General features: G+C 59.9%; 13 protein-coding genes and 1 riboswitch. Of the genes, 2 read left to right on the top strand and 11 right to left on the bottom strand.

The window, feature by feature from the left end:
* Nucleotides 1–42: 42 nt before the first annotated feature.
* The 4 genes from AC4ANK_RS16475 to AC4ANK_RS16460 form a co-directional block, all read right to left on the bottom strand.
* Complete coding sequence (locus tag AC4ANK_RS16475; RefSeq protein WP_002553911.1) at nt 43–834, bottom strand: ABC transporter ATP-binding protein; 792 nt, start codon at nt 832–834, stop codon at nt 43–45.
* Complete coding sequence (locus tag AC4ANK_RS16470; protein ID WP_002553910.1) at nt 831–1,853, bottom strand: FecCD family ABC transporter permease; 1,023 nt, start codon at nt 1,851–1,853, stop codon at nt 831–833. Before AC4ANK_RS16470 ends, AC4ANK_RS16475 begins: the two co-directional genes overlap by 4 nt.
* Nucleotides 1,850–2,863, bottom strand: a complete 1,014-nt coding sequence (locus AC4ANK_RS16465; protein WP_002553909.1) for an ABC transporter substrate-binding protein — start codon at nt 2,861–2,863, stop codon at nt 1,850–1,852. Before AC4ANK_RS16465 ends, AC4ANK_RS16470 begins: the two co-directional genes overlap by 4 nt.
* 130 nt (nt 2,864–2,993) lie before the next feature.
* Nucleotides 2,994–3,193: riboswitch (cobalamin riboswitch) on the bottom strand.
* Nucleotides 3,194–3,211: 18 nt separating this feature from the next.
* Nucleotides 3,212–3,928, bottom strand: a complete 717-nt coding sequence (locus AC4ANK_RS16460; RefSeq protein WP_031594936.1) for a FadR/GntR family transcriptional regulator — start codon at nt 3,926–3,928, stop codon at nt 3,212–3,214.
* Between the two features lie 108 nt (nt 3,929–4,036).
* On the opposite strand from AC4ANK_RS16460, the gene AC4ANK_RS16455 reads away from it, so the two are divergent.
* On the top strand, nt 4,037–4,771 hold the full coding sequence (locus AC4ANK_RS16455; protein WP_005755744.1) for a FadR/GntR family transcriptional regulator: 735 nt from the start codon (nt 4,037–4,039) through the stop codon (nt 4,769–4,771).
* Nucleotides 4,772–5,197: 426 nt separating this feature from the next.
* Nucleotides 5,198–6,549, top strand: a protein-coding gene (locus AC4ANK_RS16450) for an IS3 family transposase (protein WP_095077641.1) whose coding sequence is annotated in 2 segments (ribosomal slippage) — nt 5,198–5,657 and nt 5,657–6,549 — 1,353 coding nt in all. Because the reading frame shifts where the segments join, the coding sequence is not laid out codon by codon here.
* A 208-nt stretch (nt 6,550–6,757) separates the two neighbouring features.
* On the opposite strand, the gene AC4ANK_RS16445 is transcribed toward AC4ANK_RS16450, so the two are convergent.
* From AC4ANK_RS16445 to AC4ANK_RS16415, 7 genes are all read right to left on the bottom strand, one after another.
* Nucleotides 6,758–7,492 (bottom strand): oligogalacturonate-specific porin KdgM family protein, encoded by a 735-nt coding sequence (locus AC4ANK_RS16445; protein ID WP_460237835.1) that lies wholly within the window; start codon nt 7,490–7,492, stop codon nt 6,758–6,760.
* A gap of 135 nt (nt 7,493–7,627) precedes the next feature.
* Nucleotides 7,628–8,392, bottom strand: coding sequence for an ABC transporter ATP-binding protein (locus AC4ANK_RS16440; RefSeq protein WP_005731967.1), 765 nt, complete (start codon nt 8,390–8,392; stop codon nt 7,628–7,630).
* A gap of 10 nt (nt 8,393–8,402) precedes the next feature.
* Nucleotides 8,403–9,242 carry an ABC transporter ATP-binding protein gene (locus AC4ANK_RS16435; protein WP_029240939.1) on the bottom strand — a complete coding sequence of 280 codons (840 nt, stop codon included), beginning with the start codon at nt 9,240–9,242 and terminating at the stop codon, nt 8,403–8,405.
* A gap of 49 nt (nt 9,243–9,291) precedes the next feature.
* Complete coding sequence (locus AC4ANK_RS16430; protein WP_005731969.1) at nt 9,292–10,197, bottom strand: ABC transporter permease; 906 nt, start codon at nt 10,195–10,197, stop codon at nt 9,292–9,294.
* The gene (locus AC4ANK_RS16425) at nt 10,197–11,234 is read right to left on the bottom strand and encodes an ABC transporter permease (RefSeq protein ID WP_058886529.1); all 1,038 of its coding nucleotides are present in this window, start codon (nt 11,232–11,234) and stop codon (nt 10,197–10,199) included. Before AC4ANK_RS16425 ends, AC4ANK_RS16430 begins: the two co-directional genes overlap by 1 nt.
* 40 nt (nt 11,235–11,274) lie before the next feature.
* Entirely contained in the window at nt 11,275–12,897 is a 1,623-nt protein-coding gene (locus AC4ANK_RS16420; protein WP_031596681.1) for an ABC transporter substrate-binding protein, read from the bottom strand.
* An 86-nt stretch (nt 12,898–12,983) separates the two neighbouring features.
* Nucleotides 12,984–14,138: a mandelate racemase family protein gene (locus AC4ANK_RS16415; RefSeq protein ID WP_016981371.1), complete on the bottom strand. Its 1,155-nt coding sequence runs from the start codon at nt 14,136–14,138 to the stop codon at nt 12,984–12,986.
* Between the last annotated feature and the right edge of the window lie 519 nt (nt 14,139–14,657).

Raw genomic sequence — 14,657 nt, 5'->3', positions numbered from 1 at the left:
TTGAAGCATGCGCCAGGTGACCGGCTGACCATCGGCGCGTCTTCAGTGTGAGCGCAAACGCAGGATTTTCGCGCCGTCGAAAGGGTCGGTCAGCCAGTGCGCCACGACGCCGAAGGTGCTCAGCAGGCGTTCCGGGGTCAGCACCTCGACCGGCGCCCCCAGTGCGACCAGCCGGCCTTTCTCCATGACCGCCACGCGGTCGCAATCCAGCGCCTGATTCAGATCGTGCAGGGCTATCACAGTGGTTACCGGCAAAGCCCTGACCAGACCGAGAATGGTCAGTTGGTGCTGGATATCCAGGTGATTGGTCGGTTCGTCCAGCAGAAGGATCCTGGGTCGTTGCGCCAGTGCCCTGGCGATGTGCACGCGCTGCCGCTCGCCACCGGACAAGGTGTGCCAGGCACGTTTCTGCATGTGCAGCATGTCCACATTCTGCAACGCCTGGCGAACGATTGCGTCATCGTTAGCACTCCACGGCTCGAGTGCCGACAGCCAGGGCGTGCGGCCTAGCTCGACGGCATCCAGAACCGTCACGGCATCGCTGGTTTCCGCTTGTTGTTCGACCACCGCCAGCAAGCGCGCCACGTCTCTGCGGCTCATTGCCTCAAGTGGTTGCCCGCCCAGTCTGACCGTGCCGCAGACCGGTTTCTGAATACCGGCCAATAGTTTCAGCAGGGTGGATTTTCCCGAACCGTTAGGGCCGACCACGGCCAGTGTCTCGCCGGCTGCGATGCTCAAGTCGACGTCGCGCAGCAACGCAGTGCCACGAACCGAATAACCCAGCCCGGAGCAGCCCAGCACCGGTGCGTTGACCAGATGAGGAAAGGCGTTCATCGCGTGCTATTTCCCCGGATAAGAATCAAAGCGAAGACCGGTGCGCCGATCAGTGCGGTAATGACGCCAATCGGCAGCGCCTGGCCCTTGATCAGCGTGCGCGAGAGGATGTCGGCAGCGATCAGAAACAGCGCGCCGCTCAATGCACTCAACGGCACCAGCCGTGCGTGGCGCACACCGATCAGCATACGCACCGCGTGCGGGATCACCAGCCCGACAAAACCGATGGAGCCGACGATCGATACCATCACTGCGGTGACCAGGGCTGCGGTCGCGATCAGGATGATCTGCACGCGCCGCACGGCAATCCCCAGTGACGCCGCCGAGTCGCTGCCGAAAGTGAACGCGTCCAGCGCTCGCCGGTGCCAGAGGCACACCAGCAGACCGACCAGCACCGTCGGCACTGCCAGCCAGACCGAGTGCCAGCGTACGCCGCTGAGGTTGCCCAGCAGCCAGAACATGATGCCGCGTGCCTGTTCGGAGCTGGCGGATTTGGTGATCAGAAACGACGTCAGGGCATTGAACAGCTGTGAACCGGCGATTCCGGCCAGAATGATCTGCCCGGCTGCTGTGGTGCCTCGCGACGAGTGCGCCAGCAGGGCGACCAGCGAAAACGCCGCCACGGCCCCGGCAAAAGCGCCTGCCGACATCGAAATAGCCCCCGCGCCGAAGCCCAGAATGGCGACCAGCACCGCGCCGGTCGAGGCTCCGGCGGAAATTCCCAGCAGATATGGGTCTGCCAGCGGGTTGCGCAACAAGGATTGCAACACCACGCCACAGATCGCCAGCCCGGCCCCGCAGGCTGCCGCGACAATGGCGCGGGTCAGCCGGTAGTTCCAGACGATGCCTTCGTCGATAGGGTCGAGCACATAGCCGGCAGCCCAGAGTTTGTTGGCCAGCACCTGAAAAACCACCTTCAGGCTGATCGAGGTTTCGCCAATCGCTGCACCGACCATGATTGCCAGCACCAGCACTGCCGAGACCCAGAGCACATGGCCCAGTGCTACCTGTAATCTCATTGTGCAGCGTTGAAACGGTTGGCGGCGTCAGCAAGTTCCTCGAACCCGGTAAACAGGCGCAGGCCAGCCTGCATGCCTTCGGCGTCGATGATCACGATCCGGTCATGCTTGACTGCGTCCATGTTGCGCGTCACCGGGTCGCTCTTGAGGAATTCGATCTTTTTCAGGTAGTCGTCGGCCGGGAAGCGGCGGCGATCCATGCGTGCAATCACCAGAATGCTTGGGTTGGCCTTGGCAATGGTCTCCCAGCCCACTGTCGGCCATTCCTCGTCGGACTTGACGATATTACGCATGCCCAGGCTGTTGAGCATGAAGTCCGGGATGCCTTTGCGGCCTGCCACGAACGGGTCGCTGGCGAGGTCGGAACTGGAAAACCAGAACAGCGCCGAGACGTCGTTCGCCTTGTTCTGTTTGACGTTGGCAATCGCCGCGCTCAGGCGGGCCTTGAGGTCGGCGACCAGCGTGTCACCGCGGTCCTGTACGTCGAAAATCTGCGCCAGTTGCTCGATGCTCTTGTAGATGGTCTCGATGCGGAACGGCTCCAGGCGTGTGCCGTCGGCACCGACCAGATTGTCTTTGCCTTCGCAATCGGACGGCAGAATGTAAGTGGGTATTTTCAGGTCATGGAACTGCTCGCGTGTGCCGACCACGCCCTGTTTGCCGACCATCCACTCCAGCTGCACCGCCACCAGTTCCGGACGTTTGCCAATCACCGATTCAAAGCTTGGGTCGTTGTCGGCCAGACGTTCTACCTTGTCGTTCTGCGCCTTGAAGCGTGGTAACACGTTGTTGAACCACAGCGAAGTGCCCACCAGCCGGTCGCCCAGGCCTAGTTCGTAGAGCATTTCAGTACCGGCCTGGCCAATGGTCACTGCCTTGGTCGGCGCATGTGCGAACGTCAGGGTCGAACCACAGTTTTCGAGGGTCAGCGGATACTGAGTAGGCGCGGCGAGGGTCAGGGTGGACAGCGTCAGGCTGGCGGCAAGTACGGCAAGGCGGGGCAGCGACATGAAATGCGGTCTCCGTTGGAGCAGGTGCCAAGGCGCAATGCACATCAGGAAACACATCCCCGGCAAATGACCGGGCACGACGGGAAATGCTGCCGCGTGCGGATGTCCTTCCCGGACACCCCGCCGGTTAGTGGATTGAAGCAGGTCGGCAGGTCTCCTGACTGGCATGTCATCGCCAGGCTCCGGCCTTCCCGGAGCTGAATCCAGTGGCAGTCATGGAGCAGGCTCGATGCCTACAGTTGCGGGGGCAGTTTCGTTTTGGCCTTGTGCAGACAAAGCGTGCGAATTCCCTGTTAGTTCCTCTCGGAAACCGACGGGCGGCATGGTAAACGATAAGCGTTTTAGTGGCTAATCCTTTGCGCGCAGGCGCAGCAGACTGTTGATCAGATGCAGACGCATCGCGGCTCGGGCGGCATCCCGATCCTGATGGACAATGGCGTCGAAGATGGTCTCCTGTTCGCGTTGCTGGATGCCTGGGTCGTCCTCTGCGTGCAACGACGTGATATTGCCGAAGCCGCTGCGGGTGCGGGGCAGGATGCTGCTGCCGAGCTGGCTCATCACGTCGGTAAAGAAGCTATTGGCTGTGCACAGTGATATCTGCCGGTGAAACTCGAAATCGGCCTTCATGGTGTCGTGCCCCAGGCGCGCACAGCGATGCAGCTCATCGAGTGCCTGACGGATGGCATCCAGTTGTTCGGGCGTGCGGCGTTGAGCCGCGAGCGCGGCGGATTCCGGCTCGATGCTCAGGCGCAGCTCGATGATGGATACCGCGTCGCCGGATGTACCGATTGGCGATTCAATCTGCTGGAAATGCCCTGGCTGCGCGGCATCGACTACGAAGGTGCCGATGCCATGCCGGGTTTCGACCAGACCTTCGGCTTGCAGGCGCGACATCGCTTCACGAACCACGGTGCGGCTGACCCCGGTTTCACGGATGATCACCTGTTCGGTAGGAAGCTTTTCACCGCTCTGGATCTCGCCTTCGCGAATTCTGCGCGAAAACTCGGCGACCAGTTGCTGAGTCAGACTGGAGCGACGGCCTTTTGATGTGGAAGGTTGTTCCATGGCGGGTGATCGGGTCCGTGTCGGGTGGCTGAGTATAACCGTACTCAAGGCGTGTTTTGTGTGGTGATCGCAGCCTATACTCGCGTATCGGACAGAACTGAGGCTGCAATGTCGGACAACGCGCTTTCCTCGCAAAAGAACCATCGACGCCTGGCAGAAACCCTTGTCGACCGCTTCGCCCAGCGCATGCGTGACGGTGTGCTGGTGCGCGGCGAGAAATTGCCTTCCGAGATCCACATCATGGAAGCCGAGGGTGTCAGCCGCACGGTGGTGCGCGATGCGCTGTCGCGGATGCAGGCCGCCGGGCTGGTGGAAACCCGGCATGGTGTCGGCACCTTTGTTCTAGACATGCCACCGCCTGAAGGTTTTTCGGTAGGGCCTGCGACCATCGCCACCTTGTCCGATGTGCTGAACCTGCTGGAGTTTCGCTTGAGCCTGGAAGTCGAGGCAGCAGGGCTGGCTGCGCAGCGACGCAGCCCTGAAGCGTTGCTTGAGCTCAAGCGGGCGTTCGATGCGCTGCTCGAAGGCCCGCAGAAATCCGGAACCACCATCAATGCCGATTTTCAATTTCACCTCAAGATCGCCAAGGCGTCTGGCAATGCGTACCTGATCGATATCATGAAACATCTGGGCACCAAGCTGATTCCCCGCACGCGGATGAACTCGGCCTACACAGGGCAGAGCGATCGCAACGCCTACCTGGCCGGAATCAACACCGAACATCGGCAAATCTACAACGCCATCGCCGAAGGCAACGTCGACGCAGCGCGCTCGGCGATGTACCTGCACCTCAACGGCAGCCGCATGCGCCTGCGTCGCACTCAGGCGCTGTACAGCGACTGAGCGATTCAGGGCCGGACGCGGAGTTTCTGCCAGACACCTATCGTTCCTCATGCTCCAGTGTGGTGATGCCTTGAGTGACGCTCCACGGCACAAATCTGCGCCGCACCGCATGCTCTAAAGAGGACGCAGAGCGTCCAGAGCTGCATGTCGACGCGGAGCGTCGGCACGATAATCTGCGGAGTTTCTGCCAGACACCTCTCGTTCCTTACGCTCCAGCGTAGGAATGCCTTGGGTGACGCTCCGCGTCACAAATCTGCGCCGCACCGCATGCTCGAAAGAGGACGCAGAGCGTCCAGAGCTGCATGTCGACGCGGAGCGTCGGCACGATAATCTGCGGAGTTTCTGCCAGACACCTCTCGTTCCTCACGCTCCAGTGAACTGCCCCCAAGAAGTTGGACACCAATCCGACCTCACGGGGGTGTTCAAATGGGTAAGTATTCAGAGCAGTTCAAGCTCACTGTCGTCAAAGCGTATCTTGAAGACAACATGGGCTTTCGTATGGTAGCCCGCCAGTTCTCGATCGATTTCAGCCTGCTTCGACGCTGGGTCGCTAACTACAAGAGTCATGGTCACACCGGCCATCGCAAGCCTGGTCTTCGATACAGCGAAGCTTTCAAGCGCTCAGTGCTTGAGCACAGGCGTGAACACAAGCTATCGCTCCGTCAGGCCGCTGCGCATTTTGGTATCGGGGATCCCGGCCAAATAGTCATTTGGGAAAAGCGGCATTACAGTAGCGGTACAGCCCCGTATGTTCCTGCCAGAAGAAAGCCTGTCGCCATGCCAAAGAAGCCTTATCCCGCCAAACCAGTAACCGCCGACGATACGCAGAAGACGCGCGACCAGTTGATGAGCGAGCTTGAATATCTGCGCATGGAGAACGCTTACCTAAAAAAGTTGGAAGAGCTGAAGGAGCAGAAACGACGGCAACCGAAAAAGCCCTGAGCATCAAGCAACTGAGGGGCCGGTTCCCGCTTTGCGCTCTGCTGAGGCTGGCGGGCTTGGCACGCAGCACGTTTTACTATCAGGTTCAGGTGCAATCCAGACCCGATCCCTATGCTGCTTTGAAACAGTTAGTCGAAAGCATTTACCACGAGGAGAAAGGCCTTTATGGCGCTCGGCGTATCACGGCGGTCATTCGCACTGCAGGTATTTTGGTCAACAAGAAGGTTGTAGAACGACTGATGGCAGAACTGGGCCTGCGATCAGTGGTGCGCCCCAAAAAATACCGCTCCTATAAGGGCGTAATCGGAACCATTGCGCCGAATTTGCTGGAGCGCAATTTCAGCGCGCAACGCCCGAACCAGAAGTGGGTGACCGATGTGACTGAGTTCAAGGTAGGCAATCGAAAGCTGTATCTCTCACCCGTGATGGACTTGTACAACGGTGAAATCGTGGCGTATGAAGTGTCGACAAGGCCGAGCTTTGAGCTGGTCACCAGCATGCTGGACAAGGCGCTTCAGCAGTTGCAGGACGAGCCGAAGCTTGTGATGCACTCGGACCAGGGCTGGCAGTATCAACACGCGCAGTATCGCCATAAGCTATCGGTACGAGGCGTCAAACAAAGCATGTCCCGTAAGGGCAACTGCCTGGACAATGCGGCAATGGAAAGCTTTTTCGGTACACTGAAATCCGAGTTTTTCTACCTGAAACAGTTTGAAAGCATCGATGAGTTGAAAGCAGGTCTGGATGAGTACATCCACTACTACAACCATGACCGCATCAAGCTGAAGCTCAACGGCCAAAGCCCCGTAAAATACAGGGCTCAGGCGGCAAGCTAAAACCGTCCAACTTTTGGGGGGCAGTTCACCAGCGTAGGAATGCCTTGGGTGACGCTCCGCGTCACAAATCTGCGCCGCACCGCATGCTCGAAAGAGGACGCTGAGCGTCCAGAACGGCATGCGACGCGGAGCGTCGGCACGATAATCAGAAGCCAGACAATGCATGCGACGCGGAGCGTCGCACGATGGTGTGCTCCAGTGGGATGCGCTACAGGAAGTTGTACTGCACGCCTACGCGCAATCTCAGCTGGCGCTTGTCATCTTTGGAATCGACCTTGATGTCGCCGACTTCAAAGAACGGCACCCAGTGCTTGTCCCATTTGTATTTGAAGGCCGCATTCTGTTCGTAGTCGGTCTTGCCGTTGTCATAGCGAATGTAGTCGGCATCGAAGTAGGTGAACTGATACTCGTACGCCCACGGGCCTTTGCTGGCGTAGTTGACCCAGACGTCGTAACGATTGATCGACTGATCGTCCATCTGGTTGTCAGGCATTTCGTGGTTGACCTTGTCCCTGTCCAGCTTGATGTCCAGCTTGATCGAGTCGTAGCGATAGCGGCCTGACACGCTCAACTGATCGTTTACTTTGTAGCCCAGCTTGAGGCCCATTTTATAGGCCGTCGATTTCTCGATGCTTTCCAGTGCAAACGAAGGCGTCAGCAGCCATTTTTCGTCAAGCCGGTATTGATAGCTGACCGTCAATTCGTGGCCGTTGCCGACGGTGTTGTCGAACGCTACGTCCTGGCGGTCGCCTGCGGTCTTGTATTTGAGTTCACCTTCGAAGCCCCAGCCGCTGTCCAGCCGGCTGCCGAATTTGACCCGGTCGGCATGCATGCGCGTGCTTTCTGCATATTGGTGACGGTAGTTGATGTACGCGCTGTCGGCATGCGCCCAGGCGCCGGGGAACAGAGCAGTCAGAGAGATCAGTGCGAGTGTTTTTTTCATTTTTTTATTCTTGTTTGATGGCTGTTTTGGGTGTGTTCAGGTAAATCGCAGGCAGCCGGATCCCTTGGCCGAGAGGGCCGGGGATCACAGTGTCGGCAGGTTTACGGGTTCAGCGCTCGTGAGCCCGGCGGCGGGTCATCCCGTCGGGCGCAGGTCCATGTCGCGGCTGGCCTGAATCAGCAGTCGCGAATACTCGTGCCGAGCCTGGTTGTTGATCAACTGGCTGCTATCGAGGGTTTCCAGCACCTGGCCTTGCTGCATGACCGCAACCCGGTCACACAAGTGCGCCACTACACCGAGGTCGTGGGTCACCATGAGGTAGGTCAGGCCTTGCTGATGACGCAAGTCGGCCAGCAGATTGAGAATTTCGGCCTGCACCGAAACGTCCAGTGCCGAGGTAGGTTCGTCGAGCAGCAGCACACGTGGTTCGAGAATCAGCGCCCTTGCAATAGCGACCCGCTGGCGCTGGCCGCCGGACAGCTGATGCGGGTAACGGAAACGAAAGCTCTCGTTGAGACCGACCTTGTTCAGCACTTCACACACGCGACGGTCGCGGTCACCGATCCGGTGGATGCTCAATGGCTCCTTGAGCGCCGCGTCGATGGTGTGGCGCGGATGCAGCGAGGCATAGGGGTCCTGAAAGACCATCTGCACGGTGCGGTAGTGACTGGCATCGAGCTTGCGCTGCACGGTCTGGCCGGCCACGCTCAGTGCGCCGCTCCAGTGATGATATTGTCCTGCCAGGCAGCGCAGCACGGTGGTCTTGCCCGAGCCGGACTCGCCGACCAGGCCGAACGACTGGCCTTGCTCGACCTGCAGGTTGACGTCACGCAGCACCTGATTCAGCGCTGGGCCAGTGCCGAAGCTCAGGTTCAGTGAATCGACTGTGATCATTGCCATGGGAGCATTCTCAGTGAGTGAGCCAAAGGGGATCGCGTTGCAGAACCGGCAGGCTGGCACGCGGGTGATCCAGGCTGGGCAGGGCGGCCAACAGGCCTTGAGTGTAGGGATGACGCGCCTGATCCAGCTCGCTGGCGTTCAGCGATTCCACGACCCGCCCGGCGTACATCACCAGCACCCGGTCGCAAAAGTGACGGACCATATTCAGGTCGTGGCTGATGAAGATCAGGCCCAGATCGCGCTCGCTGACCAGCTCTTCCAGCACGTTGAGCACCTGACGGCGCACCGACACATCCAGTGCAGAAGTCGGCTCGTCGGCGATGATCACTTGCGGGTCGGTGATCACCATCATCGCGATCATGATCCGCTGGCCCATACCGCCCGAAACTTCATGGGGATACAGTTCGTAGACTCGCGCCGGTTCGCGGATGTGCACCTTGGCCAGCATGTCCAGCGTGCGTTCGCGGGCTTCCTTTTTCGAAACCCTGTGATGCGCCAGATAGGCCTCAGCGATCTGTTCGCCTACCTTGATCACCGGGTTCAGCGAGTATTTCGGGTCCTGCATGATCATCGACATGCGCCGCCCGCGAATGCTTTGCATCTGTTTTTCGCTGCATTCAAGTAAATCGATATCGCCGAAACGCAGGGTTTTCGCCGTGACCCTGGCCGTTGCCGGATGCAGACGCAGCAGGCTGCGACCGACCGTGGATTTGCCCGATCCCGATTCGCCAACAATCGCCAGCTTTTCCCGGCCAAGGCTGAATGACACGTCGCGAACGGCTGCCGTGACCTTGCCCGCATGACTGAACTCGACGCGTAAATCTTCTACTGCAAGCTTTATCTGTGGCATGGCTGTGTGTGACATGGTGTTAGCCCCTTTTATTATTGTTCGATGCGTGTCATTCGCTGCGTGGGTCAAGTACATCGCGCAATCCGTCGCCCAGCAGGTTGAACGCCAGACTGACCAGCATGATGGTTGCGCCGGGTGCGGCCACCAGCCACCAGCTTTCCAGCATGTAACGACGGCCACTGGAGATCATCGCGCCCCATTCCGGCAGCGGGGCCTGTGCGCCGAGGCCGAGAAAGCCCAGTGCGGCGGCGGTGAGAATGATGCTGGCCATGTTCATGGTCAGGCGGATGATCACCGAAGACAGGCACATCGGAATGATGTGACGGCCGATCACCCGCACTGCCGAGGCACCTTGCAGCTTCACTGCGACAACGAAATCGGCGTTGCGCAGCGACAGGGTTTCGGCCCGCGCCAGACGGGCGATCGGTGGCCAGGCCGTCAGGGCGATGGCGATGACTGCGTGTTCCAGGCCAGGGCCCAGGGCGGCGATGAAGGCCAGTGCCAGCACCAGACTGGGGAACGAGATGAAGATGTCGGTGATACGCATGAACAGGCTGTCGACCCAGCCGCCGAAATAGCCGGACACAGTGCCGATCAGCAGGCCGATCGGGCCGACGATCACCGTCACCAGCATCACGATGTACAGCGTGATGCGCGAGCCGTAGACGAGTCGGCTGAACACGTCGCGGCCGTACTCATCGGTGCCGAACCAGTTCTGTGCACCGGGCATGCGCAGCGCGGCCGACAGGTCCTGAGCCAGCGGGTCGTGAGTGGCGATCCACGGCGCGAACAGTGCGACGATCATCAGCGTGCCGATGACGATTAGCCCTGCCAGCGTCATCGGGTTGCGCAACAGAAAACGCATCAGGCGCGCACTGCTGGCGGCCAATGCTGCGATGCTTGAGGTTGGCGCCTGAACCATGGGCGTGGCGCTGCTTGCAATGGAAGTCGTCATCAGCGGGTTCTCGGGTCGAAGACTTTATAAAGGGCGTCACTGATCTGATTGAGGATCACGAAGATCAACCCGATCAGCAGGACGCAGGCCATCACGGCATTCATGTCGCCCAGCAGCAGGCTGCTGGTCAGGTACTGGCCGAAGCCGGGCCAGGCGAACACGGTTTCTATGAGTACCGCGCCCTCCAGCAGGCCGCCGTAGGCGAGGGCGACGATGGTCAGCAGTTGCACGCGAATGTTGCGGAACGCGTGGCCCCAGACGATGCGTCGCTGCGACAGGCCCTTGACCTGGGCGGTGATGATGTATTCCTGCGAAAGCTGTTCGAGCATGAAGCTGCGGGTCATGCGGCTGATATACGCCACCGAATTGAAACTGAGGATTACCGCAGGCAGGAGGATGTGGCGCAGTGCGCTGCGAGAGGCCTCCCAGTCGCCGGACAGCGCGGTATCGATCAGCAACAGGCAGGTGCGGGTTTCGATCAGGCCGTCATAGGCCAGACCGATGCGTCCAACCCCTCCGGCCCAGCCCAGCCAGGCGTAGAACACCAGAAAAGCCATCATGCCCAGCCAGAAGATCGGTGTGGAATAGCCAAACAGGGTAATGACCCGGGCAATATGGTCGCCGCTGCGGCCCTGATGGGTGGCGGCATACACCCCCAATGGCAAGCCCAGCAGCACGCCGAACAGGATTGCCAGGGTGGCCAGCTCCAGCGTGGCCGGGAAGACCCGCGCGATGTCGTCTATCACCGGGTGGCCGGTCAGCAGGGCTTTGCCCAGATCACCGTGCAGCAGGTCACTGAGGTACATGACGAACTGGGTGGTCAGCGGCTTGTCCAGGCCCAGTTCCTGATACGCCTGAGCGTAGGTGGTCGCATCTGCGTCAGGGCCGACGATGGCCAGTACCGGGTCCAGCGGCATGACCCGGCCAATGAAGAAAGTGAGCAACAACAGGCCGAACAGGGTCGCCGCCACTGATCCGCTGCGACGGGTGCCGTGGGCAACCCGACTGCTCCAAATTGAAATCGATGCACTCGACATGGTTATTCCTGCCTTGGCTTGAGCGATTGAACGCATGGGTTCAGCGTTGCTTGTAGACGTCACGCAGGCGCGTGGTCGCGGCGCTGTGACCCAGGTAATCCCGGACGTCAGCGTGAATGACCACTTCATCGGTCATCTGCGAAATCGGCATGATCGGCCCGGCTTTCTGGTCATACAGGGTCTGGATGCGTTGGTAGTCGGCCAGTTGCTTGCTGGCGTCACGCTCGCGTTCGGCCTGCTCGATCAACTGGTTGATCTCGGCGTTGTAGAACGAGGTACGCCAGCCCTGAAAGTTGCTCAACCTGGCTTCTTCGCGGTTGTCCGGGTTGTAAATGAGCGCTCGCAGGCTGGAGTGCGGATGGCGCTCGGCACCGCCACCGCCACGCCCGACCAGAATGTCGAAGCGCCGGTCGCGCATTGCGCCGTAGATCTGGTTACCGGTGCCGGTAATGATCGACGCCTGAATACCTGCCTGGGCGAGGGTCGATTGCAGGCTGGTGGCGATGTTGATGAAGGGCGAATCGGTCAGCGAACGAATGGTGATCTTGAAGCCATTCGGGTGCCCGGCTTCGGCGAGCAGGCGGTTGGCCTCGGCGACGTTGAGTGCATAGCCCGGATCATCCAGTCTGGCCGCCAGCCCCAGTTGCAGCGGGCGCTGGTTGATCAGCCCGTAATGCGGCATGACCACGGAGTTGATGCCTTGATAGTCGATCAGCGCACGAATCGCCTGGCGCACCCGGATATCCTGAAACAGTGGCTGCTCCATGCTCAGTGCGATGTAGTACAGAGTGCCGCGCGGGATGGTCTGCACATTGACGTCTTTCGAGCGGGTCAGTGCCTTTATATCGGTGGCCGCCATACCGCGCGCCACGTCCAGGTCTCCGCGCTCCACCATCAGGCGCAGCGCCTGGGATTCGGTCATGTTGCGCATGATCACCCGGCGCAGTCTGGCCGGGCCGCGCCAGTATTGCTCGAAGCGGCTCATCAGAATCACGTCGTTGGCACGCCAGATGTCCAGCTTGAATGCGCCGGAGCCCGCTGTGTTGGTGGTCAGCCAGGCGGCGCCTAGATCATCACCCTTGGCATGTTGCAACGCGGTCAGCCGATCAATGACGAAGGCGCTGGGCGAGGTTGCCAGCGTGTTGAGCACCAGCATGGGGTCGGTGGCTTTGGGCAGGTCAAGCACGAAGGTCGATGGTCCTTCGGCGCGCATCAGTTTGCTGACGTTGTCAGCGGTGTAACCGTAGGCTTTCCAGGTGGAAGCCAGGGCCTTGTTGAGTGTGACCACACGTTGCAGCGACCAGGCAACGTCCTGGGCAGTAAGCGGGTTGCCGGAGTGAAATGTCACGCCCGGGCGTAGGTGGAAGGTAAGGCGCATGCGGTCGGGGCTGATTTCCCAGCGCTCGGCCAGTGCCGGAATCAGCTGGTCGGGGCGGGCAGCGTCCTGTTCCAGCAGCATGTCATAGACATTGGCGTTGACCTCGGACACCTCAAGGCCGGTGGCACCTGCCGGGTCCAGGGACAGCAGGTTGATCATGCTCATGCCGACCACCAGTTGATCGACCGGTGTTTCACCGCGCGCCAGAGCGGGCGGGGTGTGCACGAGTGTCGCCGTCAGGGCGAGGCATAGCAGCCAGGGCAGGCGCTTGAGCCAGAGCTTCATGGGGGCAGTCCTTTTTTATATTTATAAGACGCTGTGTCGGGATGTCGAGCGAAGGGCGCTCGGCGTGCCCTTCGCGATGCTGCCAGTCAGTAACGCTGTTCGGTGTGTGTCTCGATATAGCTGAAGTTGATGTCTTCGCCCAGTCCCGGTTGCCCGGAAAGGTGCACGAAACCGTCGCTGTCCATTGGGTCGACCAGCGTATTGAGGTAGGCCGGTACATCGTCGTATTCAAGAAACGGGTGCAGCAGGCCGCGTTCGTACCAGCGGCAGTTGCTGATCGCGCCGACCACGGCGAGGTTGGCAGCGCCGTTGCCGTGGACTTCGCAGTCCATGCCGAACGACTCGGCCAGATGCGCGACTTTCAGGCACGGCCCGATGCCGCCGACGCCAGCCACGCCAGCGCGGAGGATGTCGCAGGCCTTGTTGGTCACCCAGCTGGCGCGGCTGTGGTACTTGCCGGCAATGCTTTCCGGGCCAAGCACCGGAATGTCCAGGTTGGCCGCCAGCCAGGCGTAGGATTCGGCAGAGTCTTCCATCATCGGCTCTTCGAACCAGGCAAAGTCGAGCTTTTGCAGTTCACGCCCGATGTATAGCGCGTCGGTGCGGCTGTACCAGTGATACCCGTCGAGCATCAGGGCAACGTCCGGGCCTACCGCTTCCCGCACCGCGGCGCAGGCTTGTACATCCATACGCGGGTCAGGCGCGAACGAGATCGGCGGCATCCAGGTGTGCAGTTTGATGCCTTTGTAACCGCGCTTTACCAGCTTTTCGGCAAACTGGCCGTATTCGTCCGGAGTGGACAGGCCGCCGGGCAAGTCGTCACCGCACATGGTCGAGCCGTAGGCCAGTACCTTGTCGCGATAGCCGCCCAACAGTTTGTGCACGGGCAGTTTCAAGGCGCGTCCGGCAAGGTCCCACAGCGCCTGCTCTACCAGTGCCAGCGCACGGTCGGTGAACTGGCTGGCGCTGCCGCGTTGCCAGTGGGCCAGTTCCTGCCAGATTTTTTCACGATTCATCGGGTTCTGGCCGATCAGCACCTTTTTCACGAACGACTCGATGATGTGCGGGCGGATCAGTTCGGGCGAGCCAAAGGAAAATCCTTCGCTGCCCTCGTCACAGGCGATACGCAGCATGGCCATTTTGACCGGTTTTTCTTCGCCTGGATGGGCATGGCCTGCGCTGTCCACAGCGCGGCGTGAAGGGAAGGAAAAAACGTCGACACTGACCGAAGTGATTTTCATGAGGACCTTCATGGATATTGTTGTTATCAGGTTATTGGTATGTCGTCATACAACATTGGGGTGATTATTTGCAGTCTTGTAGGACGATGTCAATAGTCGTATGACGACTATTTCCTGTATTGATGGGCGTTATAGGCGGTTATGAGCGAATCGCGATGAGTGGCGTGGGGCGTTTGAGCGGGATGACAGCGTTTAAGTCGTTATACCTTTGGTCTCTGAATAGCATTAAGTGCTGCACGCAACCTGCCGTCGCGCCAGGAACGCCCCGTGCAGGGCAGGGCGGCGCGCTGAATTTTCCGCAAAACGCTTAAATTATCTTCATGTTCAAGTCAGAAAAGCCGCAAGGCCCCGTTTTCAGGGCTTTCGTAAAAAACATGGCGCTGGGCCACAACATGTTTTTCACATCCTCTTCACTGCGTCAGCACGATGCTGAACCTATCTTGCCTGCACGGGAGCGGTGAAGACATTGGGCACCTCCCGAGTCAACACCACACATAGGTTCATGGCAGGAGTGGTCAC

Source organism: Pseudomonas sp. Pmew2 (assembly GCF_058129885.1).
Note: the sequence above shows the minus strand (reverse complement) of the source record. Positions and strands in the feature narration are given on the sequence as shown.